This is a genomic window from Pseudomonas sp. MYb13 (assembly GCF_002980075.1).
GTDB lineage: Bacteria > Pseudomonadota > Gammaproteobacteria > Pseudomonadales > Pseudomonadaceae > Aquipseudomonas > Aquipseudomonas lurida.
Genome location: NZ_PCQI01000002.1, coordinates 458,586 through 470,955, shown reverse-complemented (window position 1 = coordinate 470,955; position 12,370 = coordinate 458,586). Strand labels below are relative to the sequence as shown.

At 61.1% G+C, this 12,370-nt stretch carries 9 protein-coding genes and 1 riboswitch; of the genes, 5 read left to right on the top strand and 4 right to left on the bottom strand.

Annotated elements, in window-relative coordinates; translation table 11 throughout:
* Positions 1-92: 92 nt before the first annotated feature.
* From CQ002_RS05640 to CQ002_RS05630, 3 genes are all read right to left on the bottom strand, one after another.
* A complete protein-coding gene (locus CQ002_RS05640) occupies positions 93-677 on the bottom strand; it encodes a TMEM165/GDT1 family protein (RefSeq protein ID WP_004372026.1) in 585 nt (194 codons plus the stop codon).
* 89 nt (positions 678-766) lie between these two features.
* Positions 767-886, bottom strand: a riboswitch (yybP-ykoY riboswitch).
* Between the two features lie 51 nt (positions 887-937).
* A complete protein-coding gene (locus CQ002_RS05635) occupies positions 938-1,936 on the bottom strand; it encodes a class I SAM-dependent methyltransferase (protein ID WP_034102235.1) in 999 nt (332 codons plus the stop codon).
* A gap of 30 nt (positions 1,937-1,966) precedes the next feature.
* A complete protein-coding gene (locus CQ002_RS05630; RefSeq protein ID WP_034102236.1) occupies positions 1,967-2,932 on the bottom strand; it encodes a 2-hydroxyacid dehydrogenase in 966 nt (321 codons plus the stop codon).
* Between the two features lie 85 nt (positions 2,933-3,017).
* Here CQ002_RS05630 and CQ002_RS05625 point away from each other — a divergent pair, with 85 nt between their 5' ends.
* The 5 genes from CQ002_RS05625 (at position 3,018) to CQ002_RS05605 (ending at position 12,022) form a co-directional block, all read left to right on the top strand.
* On the top strand, positions 3,018-3,650 hold the full coding sequence (locus CQ002_RS05625) for a LysE family translocator (protein ID WP_010213066.1): 633 nt from the start codon (positions 3,018-3,020) through the stop codon (positions 3,648-3,650).
* Positions 3,651-3,782: 132 nt separating this feature from the next.
* Positions 3,783-5,465 carry a fatty acid--CoA ligase gene (locus CQ002_RS05620; RefSeq protein WP_034102238.1) on the top strand — a complete coding sequence of 561 codons (1,683 nt, stop codon included), beginning with the start codon at positions 3,783-3,785 and terminating at the stop codon, positions 5,463-5,465.
* Between the two features lie 330 nt (positions 5,466-5,795).
* Positions 5,796-7,658: a DUF1302 domain-containing protein gene (locus tag CQ002_RS05615; protein ID WP_034102239.1), complete on the top strand. Its 1,863-nt coding sequence runs from the start codon at positions 5,796-5,798 to the stop codon at positions 7,656-7,658.
* A gap of 30 nt (positions 7,659-7,688) precedes the next feature.
* Positions 7,689-9,053, top strand: a complete 1,365-nt coding sequence (locus tag CQ002_RS05610) for a DUF1329 domain-containing protein (RefSeq protein ID WP_034102240.1) — start codon at positions 7,689-7,691, stop codon at positions 9,051-9,053.
* Between the two features lie 239 nt (positions 9,054-9,292).
* Complete coding sequence (locus tag CQ002_RS05605; RefSeq protein WP_105161664.1) at positions 9,293-12,022, top strand: LuxR C-terminal-related transcriptional regulator; 2,730 nt, start codon at positions 9,293-9,295, stop codon at positions 12,020-12,022.
* An 85-nt stretch (positions 12,023-12,107) separates the two neighbouring features.
* Here the strand turns inward: CQ002_RS05605 and CQ002_RS28720 are convergent, their stop codons facing one another.
* Entirely contained in the window at positions 12,108-12,272 is a 165-nt protein-coding gene (locus CQ002_RS28720) for a hypothetical protein (protein WP_177431150.1), read from the bottom strand.
* Between the last annotated feature and the right edge of the window lie 98 nt (positions 12,273-12,370).

Sequence of the window (12,370 nt, the reverse complement as noted above, 5' to 3'; positions counted from 1 at the left end):
GCGTCAGGTCAGTCAATATACCTGTTGTCTGACACGCCGCCTTCGCGAGCAAGCCTGCTCCCACATTGGATCGGGTTTACCGTCTTGAACCCTTAGATCCAACCGCTGCTTTGCATGGCTTTGTACACGGCGACGATAGCCAGGATGAAGAACGCTGTTGCCGCCAGTCGACGAATCAAGGTCAACGGTAGTTTTTCCGCCGCAAAATTCCCCGCCAATACCACCGGCACGTTGGCAATCAGCATGCCCAAGGTCGTCCCGATAATCACCAGCCACAGTTCTGGGTACTGCGCCGCCAACATCACCGTGGCGATCTGTGTCTTGTCACCGATTTCCGCCAGGAAGAACGCGATCAGCGTGGTCAGGAACGGCCCGAATTTTCGCGTGGTGCTGGCTTCGTCATCGTCGAGTTTATCCGGCACCAAGGTCCACAACGCCGTGGCGCAGAAGCTCGCCGCCAGGATCCAGTGCAACACCGCATCCGAGAAGAAGCTCCCGAACCAAGCCCCGACTGCACCGGCAGCCGCGTGGTTGGCCAGGGTCGCGGCAACGATGCCGGCGATGATGGGCCAGGGTTTGCGAAAGCGGGCAGCAAGAATGAGCGCGAGCAGTTGGGTCTTGTCGCCGATTTCGGCCAAGGCAACGATTGCGGTAGGAACGAGCAGTGAATCCAGCATCAGGTAGGTTTCCAGGGGCGGGTCGACACGGCTATGACACGTACAGCCTTCCCGCCCCGGGTAAGGTGTGCGTGTCATAGGTCTTGTCAAACCCCGGTCCGTCTGTGCGGACTCCTGGGTCGCATACGCCATGGTCTGCTGACCAAGTATGTTGACGTATGCCGGACGAGCGTGGCGCTCGTGGGAGACTACTCCCCTAGGACGGAGCGGATTCTGCCTAGGCAAAACCCATTCGGCAAGCCTTCTTTTTCAAACGCCCGTCAGCCACGCTTGGCGCGGTAGATGCGAAAACCATTGCCTTCGGCCTTCACCGCGCACACGCCCAGATGCTCTTCGATCAGCGGTTGATACTTCAGGAAGCTGTTGGCAACCAAGCGGAGTTCGCCGCCTTTTGCCAGATGTTTGGCTGCTTTTCGCAGCAGGTTCTCAGTGGCGAAATAGTCGGTATGCACCCCGACGTGGAACGGCGGGTTGCTCAAAATCGCGTTCAAACCCATCGGTGCGGCGTCGATGCCATCACCGGTCAACACCTCGGCCTCCAGGCCGTTTGCGGTCAGGGTCAGGCGGCTGCTGGCGGCGGCAAAGGCGTCCACATCCAGCATCGTCACGGCGTTGTGCGGGTAGCGACGTTTTACCGCAGCCCCCAGTACGCCAGCGCCGCAACCGAAATCCAGCAGATGACCGCTCGGCAGCTTGTCCAGGTGCGCCAGCAGCAACTCCGTGCCGCGGTCCAGGCGACCGTGGCTGAACACGCCCGGCAGGCTCACCACCTTCAGCGGACCTTCGGCCAGTGGCACTTCGAAGAACTGTGCCAGGCTCTCCAGCTCGATCGCTTGCGGTGCGTTGGCCACGGTGACCTGCCACAACTGGCAATGCCGTGCATTGTCGAGCTTGCGCGGTTTGCCGAAGGGGATCATCTGCTTGGCGGCGCTTTCGATACCGGCTTTTTTCTCGCCGACCAGAAACAGTTCGGCGCCGGGCAAGCGTGCAGCCACGGCGTTGAGCAGGTAATCGGTAAGGTCCTTGGACTTGGGCAGGAAGATCACGGCTGCATCAAACGCACGCTCAGGTACGTTCACGCCGAAGTGGCTGCGCTCGGCGAAGCGTGCATCAAGCGCCGCCTGGTCGCCAGCATGCCAGCTCCAGCCGTGTGCGTTGGGCAGGCGGCCGAGCAAGTCGTCGGCAGGCAAGCCCACCAACAGCAGGTTGCCTTGAAAAAGTTCGGCCTGACGAAGCAGTACTTCACTGCGCGGATCCATGGTCTGCTCCTTGAAAAGGGGCGCAGTTTATCAACTCACAACGCGCAGCGGGGTGTCGCTGAAAAAGCCCCGGGCGTTTTCCGCCAATTGGCCGACGATGCGCTGGCGCGCCTCACGGCTGCCCCAGGCATTGTGCGGCGTAACGATCAGGCGAGGGATATCGCCGGCCAACAACGGGTTGCCGTTGACTGGGGGTTCCACGCTCAGCACATCGGTCGCCGCACCACCCAGGTGGCCGTTGCGCAACGCATCGGCCAGCGCTTGCTCGTTGATCAACCCACCGCGTGCGGTGTTGACCACCAACGCGCCGGGCTTGAGCAGCGCCAGTTCGCGAGCGCCGATTAAGTCACGGGTATGTTCGTTGAGCGGGCAGTGCAAGGTGAGCGCGTCGACCTGCTTCAGCAGTTCATCCAGCGGCACACGGTCGGCGCGCGCGGGGCGTCCTGGAATTGCGCCGAGTATCACGCGCATGCCGAAGGCTTCGGCCAGGCGTGCCACGGCGCCACCCAACTCGCCATGACCGAGCAGGCCGAGGGTCTTGCCTTCCAGCTCGATGATAGGGTGGTCCAACAGGCAGAACTGCTTGGCCTCCTGCCACTTGCCGGCGCTCACGTCCCGTTGGTAGTCCTTCAAGCGCGTCGCCAGGTTGAGCAGCAGCATGATCGTGTGCTGCGCCACCGATGGCGTGCCGTAGCCCTGGCAGTTGCTCACGGTGATGCCATGGGCGCGAGCGGCTTCAAGGTCAACATTGTTGGTGCCGGTAGCCGACACCAGGATCAGCTTGAGTTCCGGGCAGGCCGCCAAGGTTTCACTGTTCAGGGCGATCTTGTTGCTGATCACCACTTGGGCGCCCTGCAGGCGTTCAACCAGGTTCTGCGGCGTGGTGTCCGAAAACAGCTGCAACTCGCTGAAACTGTTGCGCAAGTCGCTGAGGTCAAGGTCCCCCAGGTCCAGGGACGGGTGATCAAGGAAGACGGCGCGGCGATTGTTCGTCATCAACTGTACCTTTTGCGACAGGGTTCGAAGGCGTAATCTTCCGAGCCTATCAGATGAAATAATCAGTTACTTAATTGGAGTGAGCATGTACGCCGCCGAGTTCTTGACCGTAGCCCTGATTCACTTATTGGCGGTGGCCAGCCCAGGCCCGGATTTCGCGGTGGTGGTGCGTGAAAGTGTTACCCACGGCCGCCGCGCCGGGACCTGGACCGCGCTGGGCGTGGGGTCGGCGATTTTCCTGCACGTGGGTTATTCGTTGCTGGGAATCGGCTTGATCGTGTCCCAGTCCATCGTGCTGTTCAACGCGCTCAAGTGGGCGGCGGCGGCCTACCTGTTGTACATCGGCTTCAAGGCTCTGCGCGCGCAGCCGGCCAAGCCTGCCGCCGAGGGCGAGTTGCACCGCGAAGCTGGCGAGCGCACTCCGCGCGGCGCGTTTACCGCCGGTTTCGTGACCAACGGCTTGAACCCCAAGGCCACGCTGTTTTTCCTGTCGCTGTTCACCGTGGTGATCAACCCGCACACGCCGCTGGCAATCCAGGCCGGTTACGGCGTGTACCTGGCGGTGGCGACAGCGCTGTGGTTCTGCCTGGTGGCCATGCTGTTCAGCCAGCAACGGGTGCGAGCCGGGTTTGCGCGGATGGGGCATTGGTTTGATCGGACCATGGGCGCCGTGCTGATTGCCATCGGGGTAAAGCTGGCCTTCACCAGCATGAAATGAGCCGAATGCTGGCGCAAAGCTAGCATTCATTGGGGTCTGCAAATCATTCCTTTGGCTGATTTGGCTGAAACATAAGGTCTCTACAGTGCAGATCTTCAAGCCAAGACTGTGCAGTCATAAAAAGGGATTCGTATGTTGCAGACCCGTGTTATCCCGCCCGCCGAAGGTGCGTACCAATACCCGCTGTTGATCAAACGCCTATTGATGTCCGGCGCCCGTTACGAGAAAACCCGGGAGATCATCTACCGCGACAAGCTGCGCTATACCTACCCGACCCTGATCGAGCGCGTCGCGCGCCTGGCCAACGTGTTGACCGAAGCGGGCGTCAAGGCCGGTGATACGGTGGCGGTGATGGACTGGGACAGTCACCGTTACCTGGAATGCATGTTTGCCATTCCGATGATTGGCGCTGTGATCCACACCATCAATGTGCGCCTGTCTCCGGAACAGATCCTGTACACCATGAACCATGCCGAGGACCGCTTCGTGCTGGTCAACAGTGAGTTCGTGGGCCTCTACCAGGCCATCGCCGGCCAGCTCACCACCGTCGACAAGACCCTGCTGCTCACCGATGGTGACTCCACGACCGCCGAGCTGCCCAACCTGGTAGGCGAATATGAAACCCTGCTGGCCGCCGCCAGCCCGAAGTACGACTTCCAGGACTTCGACGAACACTCCGTTGCCACCACGTTCTACACCACCGGCACGACCGGTAACCCCAAGGGCGTGTACTTCACCCATCGCCAGCTGGTGCTGCACACCATCGGCGTGGCGACCATCATGGGCAGCGTCGACAGCGTGCGGCTGCTCGGTACCAACGATGTGTACATGCCGATCACGCCGATGTTCCACGTACACGCCTGGGGCCTGCCGTATGTGGCGACCATGCTGGGCCTCAAGCAGGTGTATCCCGGTCGCTACGACCCGGAATACCTGGTGGAGCTGTGGCGCAAGGAAAAGGTCACGTTCTCCCACTGCGTACCGACCATCCTGCAAATGCTGCTCAACGCCAAGGCTGCCCAGGGCGTGGATTTTGGTGGTTGGAAAATCGTCATCGGCGGCAGTGCACTCAACCGTTCTCTGTATGAAGCGTCCAAGGCGCGTGGCATTCAGTTGACCGCCGCCTACGGCATGTCCGAGACCGGGCCGCTGGTGTCCTGCGCCCACCTCAACGAAGAACTGATGGCCGGCACCGAGGATGAACGCACCACTTACCGCATCAAGGCTGGCGTGCCCGGGCCATTGGTGGAAGCGGCGATCATCGACGCTGACGGTAACTTCCTGCCCGCCGACGGCGAGTCCCAGGGCGAGCTGGTGCTGCGCGCACCGTGGCTCAGCGAAGGCTATTTCAACGAGCCGCAAAAGGGCGCCGAGCTGTGGGCTGGCGGCTGGATGCACACCGGCGATGTGGCCACGCTGGATGCCTTCGGCGTGATCGATATCCGCGACCGCATCAAGGATGTGATCAAGACTGGCGGCGAGTGGATCTCTTCCCTGGCCCTCGAAGACCTGGTCAGCCGTCACCCGGCGGTACGCGAAGTAGCGGTGGTGGGCATCGCCGACCCGCAGTGGGGCGAGCGTCCGTTTGCCTTGCTGGTGGTGCGTGATGGCCATGTGATAGGGGCCCGCGAGCTGAAGGAACACCTCAAGCCGTTCGTGGAACTGGGCCACTTGAGCAAGTGGGCGATTCCAAGCCAGATCGCCGTTGTTACGGAAATTCCCAAGACCAGCGTAGGAAAACTCGACAAAAAACGTATCCGTATCGACATCATTGAATGGCAAGCCAACAACAGCACGTTCCTGTCCACCCTCTGAGCTGATTTGCCGTGCCGTTGTGGCACGGCAGTGCTCTATATCGCGCCTTCACTTGTGATTTGCCGATTTTCAGCCATCCTTGCCGCGTCGGCCCTCGCCGACATGGCGAAAGGACTGTGGCAGACGGGTTGGTGATGCAAATCACACTTTAGAGGGATCAAGCGGTACCCCCTGCTGGCTATAGTCCCATCCAGAGTTTTTCAAGGATGTTCCGCTTCGGGCCATGGGGGCTCGGCTGCCGAGCGGCATTGGAGTCGTTGTATTCCGGCCGTTACACGCATCAGGGAAAGAACTCACTGCCATAACAATAATGCACATGGAGTAGCGTCGATGACCTCAGTAAACCAGTTCTGGCGCCGGGCAAGACTGCCCCTGGCCGTCAGTCTCGCTTCTACGCTCGCCGGGCCCGCATTCGGCGTCAGTTTCAATATCGGTGAAATCGAGGGGAGTTTTGACTCGTCGCTTTCCGTGGGTGCCAGTTGGTCGACAGCCAAGGCCAATCGGGATCTGATCGGTGTCAACAACGGCGGCAGAGGCTTGTCGCAGACCTCCGACGACGGCCACTTGAACTTCAAGCGCGGTGAAACGTTCTCGAAGATCTTCAAGGGTATTCATGACCTGGAACTGAAGTACGGCGACACCGGTGTGTTTGTGCGTGGCAAGTACTGGTATGACTTTGAGCTCAAGGACGAAAGCCGTCTGTTCAAGGACATCAGCGACAACAACCGTAAAGAAGGCGCCAAGTCTTCGGGCGGGCAGATTCTTGATGCCTTCGTCTATCACAATTATGCGATTGCCGATCAGCCAGGGTCGGTGCGGCTGGGCAAGCAGGTTGTCAGCTGGGGTGAGAGTACTTTCATCGGTGGTGGCATCAACTCCATCAACCCGATCGACGTGTCGGCATTCCGTCGTCCGGGGGCTGAAATCAAGGAAGGCTTGATTCCAGTCAACATGTTCTATGTATCGCAAACATTGACCGATAACCTGTCGGCGGAAGCGTTCTATCAGTTGGAGTGGGACCAGACCGTTACCGATAACTGCGGCACTTTCTTCTCTCAGCCTGATGTTATTTCCGATGGCTGCAGTGACAACTTGCGGGTGTTGAACAGCCGTCGCTTCCTGCCTGCCGCAGTACTGCCAGGGCTTGCCGCAAATGGCGTCGACGTCAATAACGAAGGCGTATTGGTGCGTCGCGGCCCCGATCGCGATGCGCGCGACAGCGGGCAGTTCGGTGTTGCGTTCCATTACAACTTCGAGCCGCTGGACACAGAGTTCGGCGCTTACTTCATGAACTACCACAGTCGTGCGCCGATCTTCAGTGCCCAGGGTGCACCGCAATCCAAATACACCGGTGCAACCCCTGGTGTGCCAGCCCAACTGCGTCCGTTGGTGGTCGCGGGTAACTCCAACTACTACGTTGAATACCCGGAGGACATTCGTCTCTATGGCTTGAGTTTCTCCACCACACTCCCCACCGGTACAGCCTGGAGCGGGGAGTTGAGCTACCGCCCTAATGCCCCTGTACAACTGAGCACGACAGACATTCTTTTTGCCGGTGTAACGCCACTTGCCCCCTTCAACAATGCGTCTGTGTTGAAGGGGAGTCCGGGCCAGGACCTGCACGGCTACAACCGCAAGGAAGTCACCCAGTTCCAAACCACCTTCACGCACTTCTTCGATCAAGTCATGGGCGCGAGCCGTTTGACCACTGTCGGTGAAATCGGCGTTACCCATGTCGGTGGGCTGGAAAGTAAATCCGAAGCGCGTTATGGCCGTGATCCGGTCTTTGGTCCGGGTTCGCTGCCAGGGGGGTTCTGCAACACGCTCAACAACTCCACAGCGCAAGGGGGTGGCCTGCCTAATGCTGCCAGCTTGAACACCAACTGCAACAACGACGGTTACACCACCGCCACATCCTGGGGCTACCGCGCTCGCGCCATCTGGGAATACCCGGACGTGTTCGCAGGCGTCAACCTCAAGCCAAACGTGGCGTGGTCCCACGACGTCAAAGGTTACTCGCCAGGCCCTGGCGGTAACTTCGAAGAAGGTCGCAAGGCGGTCAGCCTGGGCCTAGATGCCGAGTATCAGAACACTTATACCGCCAGCCTGGCCTACACCAACTTCTTTGGTGGCAAGTTCAGTACGGTGGATGATCGCGACTTCGTCGCCTTGAGCTTCGGCGCCAACTTCTAAGCACACTGTATTTTCAGGAAGAACAACAACATGAAAATAACCAAAAGTCTGTTGCACGTGGGTGTGCTTGGGCTGTCGATCCTGGCGAGCAACGTCATGGCGGCAGTCTCGGCGGATGAAGCCGCCAAGCTGGGCACGACCCTGACTCCGATGGGCGCCGAGATGGCCGGCAACGCCGCCGGCACCATTCCAAAATGGTCGCCGCTGCCAACCAACGCCGGTGCCGTCGATGCCCGTGGGTTCCTGGCCAACCCCTACGCCAGTGAACAACCGCAATTCACCATCACTGCGGCAAACGTCGAGCAGTACAAAGACAAGCTGGCGCCGGGGCAGTACGCGATGTTCAAGCGTTACCCGGAGACCTTCAAGATGCCGGTCTACCCGACCCATCGCGGCGCTACCGTGCCGGCCGATGTGTTTGCGGCCATCAAGAAGAACGCCACCACCACCAACCTGGTGTCTGGCGGCAACGGCCTGGAAAACTTTGAAACCGCCGTGCCGTTCCCGATTCCAAAAAGCGGCGTCGAGGTGATCTGGAACCACATCACCCGTTATCGCGGCGGCAGCGTGACCCGCCTGGTCACCCAGGCCACCCCGCAAACCAACGGCTCGTTCAGCCTGGTGTATTTCAAAGACCAGTTCGTGTTCCGCGACAAAATGAAAGACTTCGACCCGAAGAACCCGGGCAACGTGCTGTTCTACTTCAAGCAACAAGTGACCGCTCCAGCGCGCCTGGCCGGTGGTGTGCTGCTGGTGCACGAAACCCTGGACCAGGTGAAGGAGCCGCGTTCGGCGTGGGTCTACAACGCCGGCCAGCGCCGCGTGCGTCGGGCGCCACAAGTGTCCTATGACGGCCCGGGTACCGCCGCCGACGGCCTGCGTACCTCCGACAACCTCGATATGTACAACGGTGCACCGGATCGCTACGACTGGAAGCTGGAAGGCAAGAAGGAGATCTACATCGCGTCCAACAGCTACAAGATCGACGATCCGAAGCTCAAATACGCCGACATCATCAAGGCCGGCCATATCAACCAGGACCTGGCTCGCTACGAGCTGCGCCGCGTCTGGCACGTCGTGGCCACCTTGAAGGAAGGCCAGCGCCACATCTACGCCAAGCGTGACTTCTTCATCGACGAAGACACTTGGCAAGCGGCGGTCATCGACCACTACGACGGCCGTGGCCAACTGTGGCGCGTCGCCGAAGCGCATGCCGAGAACTACTACGACAAACAAGTCCCGTGGTACGCCCTGGAAACTCTTTACGACCTGCAGTCCGGCCGCTACCTGGCCTTGGGCATGAAGAACGAAGAGAAGCAGGCGTATGACTTCGGCTTCACCGCCACCACCAGCGACTTCACCCCGGCGGCCCTGCGCCAGGATGGTGTCCGCTAAGCTGCACGCGTCACTCAATGTGGGAGGGGGCTTGCCCCCGATAGCGGTGTGACAGTCAGCGCGTATTGACTGAGCCACCGCTATCGGGAGCAAGTGCCCTCCCATTTTTGTTTGTCGCGATATGTCTTGTCTCAGTTCTTTTTCAGGCAAATCCTGCAAAGATCTACAAACCTGCCGCTTTTACCGCTAGTCTGCGGACATCTGCAATGCCGACAACAGCCTTCTACAAGAGCCCGGCGATGACTGATCTGTCCCGAATCCAAGGGCCTGCCAGTGCGGTAATCCCAACCCTGGAAGGTCGCTTCTACAGGCCACCCCTACCTGACGGCTATGTGCTGCGTCCACGCCTGTGCGAACGCCTGAGTGCCGGCCTGGAAGGGCGGTTGTTGCTGGTCAGCGCACCGGCGGGGTTCGGCAAGAGTTCGTTGGCGGTGGAGTTCTGCCAGAGCCTGCCGGCGCATTGGCAAAGCCTGTGGCTGGGCCTGAGCCCTCGGGACAACGACCCCGGGCGTTTCCTCGAGCGCCTGCTCGACGGTTTGCAGCAATTCTTCCCGCAAATTGGCGCCCAATCGTTGGGCCTGCTGAAAATGCGCCAGCGTCACCAACCCTTTGCCTTCGAAGAATGGCTGGATGGCCTGCTCGATGAGCTGACCGTGCACCTGTCTACCCGCGCCCCCCTGTTGCTGGTGCTGGATGACTACCATCTGGCCCAGGGGCCGGTGCTCGACCGCTGCCTGCAGTTTTTCCTCAACCATCTGCCCGACGGCCTGGTGGTGCTGGTCACCAGCCGCCAACGCCCGGACTTGCATCTGGCACGGTTGCGGTTGTCGCGTCACCTGCTGGAGCTGCATGAGCAGGACCTGCGCCTGACGCACGGCGAATCGCTGGCAGTGCTGGATCGCCACAGCAGCTCGTTGCGCGGCGAAGCCCTCGATAACCTGATCCGCCGAAGCGAAGGCTGGGTCGCCGGCCTGCGTTTCTGGTTGCTGGCCGCCTCCGAAGCCGGCAGTGACGGCGCCTTGCCACAGAGCCTGCACGGCGGCGAAGGGCTGATTCGCGATTACTTGCTGGAAGAAGTCATCGACTGCCTGCCGGCCGAAGTCCAGGCGTTTCTGTACGACACGGCCCCGCAGGATCGTTTTTGCAGCGAACTCTGCGACGCGGTGCGTGAGGCCCATGACAGCGCCGACATCCTGCGCTACCTGCAAGCTCACCAAGTGTTCCTGGTGCCACTGGACGAGCAGGGCCATTGGTACCGTTATCACCACCTGTTTTCCGACCTGCTGCGCACCCGTCGAGCCAGCAGTAATGTACTGCCGGCGGCCAGCCTGCACCTGCGCGCGTGCCGCTGGTTCAATGCCCAGGGCTTGATCGATGAGGCGGTGGAGCAAGCATTGCGCGCCGGCCACCTGGATGTCGCGGCCAACCTGGTGCAGAACCTGTCCGAAGAACAGCTGTTGGCCGAGCAGAATGTCGGCATGCTGCTGCGCTGGAAAATGGACTTGCCCGACAGCCTGCTGATCAGTACGCCGCGCTTGATCGTGCTCTACAGCTGGGCGCTGGGCCTGGCCTGCCAGTTGGATGCGGCCGAAGAACTGTCCAGCTACCTCAGCCGCTTCCTGCCGGCACCGTCGGCCACCGCGCAAAAGTCGATGTTGGCCCAATGGCTGGCGTTGAGCGGCATCATCGCCCGGGGCCGGGGGGACCGCGAACTGACCCAGCGCTATTGCAGCGAAGCCTTGGAAAGCTTGCCGCAACGGCGTTATGGCCAGCGGTTGATGTGCCTGTCGACCTTGTCCAACCTGGCCATTGTCGATGCCGACCTGTGGCGTGCGCGTGGCTTGAATCGCGAGTCCCTGGAGCTGGCGCAACGCGTCGGCAACCCATTGTTCGAGGCCTTGGCCCATTACGACCGGGCACGGGTGCTGCAGGCGCGCGGTGAAATCCTGCGTTCCCTGGATGAAGTGCGCCAGGGCCTGCAGCGCCTGCACGGGCTGGCGCCCCAGCGCTTGTACGCGGTGCGTGCGCGCTTATCGCTCTATGAGGGTTATCTGCTGCTGGTGCGGTTCCAGCCCGAAGCCGGGCTTACCCGTTTGCGCGCCGGCCTTGCCGAAGCCCGTGCTTGCCGCGACATCAGCGTGTTGATCGGCCATTGTGTGATCGCCAGTTTCGAAGGGCGCCGGGGCGAGTTCGCCAAGGCCTTTGCCGAACTCGCCGAGGCCGAGCGCCTCATGCATATCTGGGACGTGCCGCCGATCTACTACCTGGCGATGATCACCCTGATCAAATGCGAACTCTGGCTGGCCCAGGGCCGTACCGACCTGGCCGACGCCTGGCTGACCCGCCTGGGGCAGACCTACAACGGTGAGCATGCCGCCGCCGCACCGGAATTCCACCCGCACCTGCCTCAGCACATCGGGCTGCAGCAGGCAGCGCTGGATGCTACTCGCCATCAACCCGCCGCGGCGTTGCAACGCCTCGAAGAACTGGCACAACAGGCCCATGACGACGGGCGCCAGATGATCGCCCTCATGGCCCTGACGCAACAGGCGCAGTTGCTGCTGGAAGGCGGCCAGGAAGCCAAGGCGCGTCCGGTACTGGCCCAGGCACTTGAGGCGGGCGCCGGTGGCGCGTTGCAACCCTTCCAGCGTTTGCTGGAAACCCACCCGGAGTGGATGCGCGAGCAGCTCGCCAAGGACCCCCATGGCCTGCTGAACCAGAGCCTGCTGGCGCTGTTGCCGGCGGTCGTGGTGGCGGAGATTGCGTCGACCCACGAAACCCTGAGCACGCGCGAGCTGGCGGTACTGCAACTGATCGCTCAGGGCTGTTCCAACCAGGAGATCAGTAACCGGCTGTTCATCTCTTTACACACGGTCAAGACCCACGCGAGCCATATCAACAGCAAGTTGGGTGTCGAACGACGTACGCAAGCGGTGGCGCGGGCGCAGGAGTTGAGGCTGATTGGTTAAGCCTGGGCTGTTGCGAAACCCGCAGCCATGCAGCCTTGTTCTCGGGGTGAACCACCCGCTACTTCAGCCACGGTCCGCCAGTGGCTCACCGAAAGGCGCGGTCCATTGCCTGGCTCCAGGATATAGCCCTGGTTGCGCAAGTGTCGTCGGTGGTTGAAACCGAGATATTGAAGACGCTGCGTGTCCACAGTTCCTGCAGACCCCGCTCGGTATTCGAGCCGTTGCGCATCAGCACTTCTGCCAGCTCCATGTAGCGGGCTCCTGAACTCGCGTCGTCATCGTCGGCCCGGCCAGGAGGGGCATGGCGCCAGCACGAAAGAGGTGACGGGCGCCCAGCAAATAGTCTGA

What these genes read in the sequence shown, in the direction of transcription:
- CQ002_RS28720 (WP_177431150.1), bottom strand. Translation starts at nt 12,272, where the DNA reads ATGGAGCTGGCAGAAGTGCTGATGCGCAACGGCTCGAATACCGAGCGG.
- CQ002_RS05640 (WP_004372026.1), bottom strand. Translation starts at nt 677, where the DNA reads ATGCTGGATTCACTGCTCGTTCCTACCGCAATCGTTGCCTTGGCCGAA.
- CQ002_RS05610 (WP_034102240.1), top strand. Translation starts at nt 7,689, where the DNA reads ATGAAAATAACCAAAAGTCTGTTGCACGTGGGTGTGCTTGGGCTGTCG.
- CQ002_RS05615 (WP_034102239.1), top strand. Translation starts at nt 5,796, where the DNA reads ATGACCTCAGTAAACCAGTTCTGGCGCCGGGCAAGACTGCCCCTGGCC.
- CQ002_RS05620 (WP_034102238.1), top strand. Translation starts at nt 3,783, where the DNA reads ATGTTGCAGACCCGTGTTATCCCGCCCGCCGAAGGTGCGTACCAATAC.
- CQ002_RS05605 (WP_105161664.1), top strand. Translation starts at nt 9,293, where the DNA reads ATGACTGATCTGTCCCGAATCCAAGGGCCTGCCAGTGCGGTAATCCCA.
- CQ002_RS05625 (WP_010213066.1), top strand. Translation starts at nt 3,018, where the DNA reads ATGTACGCCGCCGAGTTCTTGACCGTAGCCCTGATTCACTTATTGGCG.
- CQ002_RS05630 (WP_034102236.1), bottom strand. Translation starts at nt 2,932, where the DNA reads ATGACGAACAATCGCCGCGCCGTCTTCCTTGATCACCCGTCCCTGGAC.
- CQ002_RS05635 (WP_034102235.1), bottom strand. Translation starts at nt 1,936, where the DNA reads ATGGATCCGCGCAGTGAAGTACTGCTTCGTCAGGCCGAACTTTTTCAA.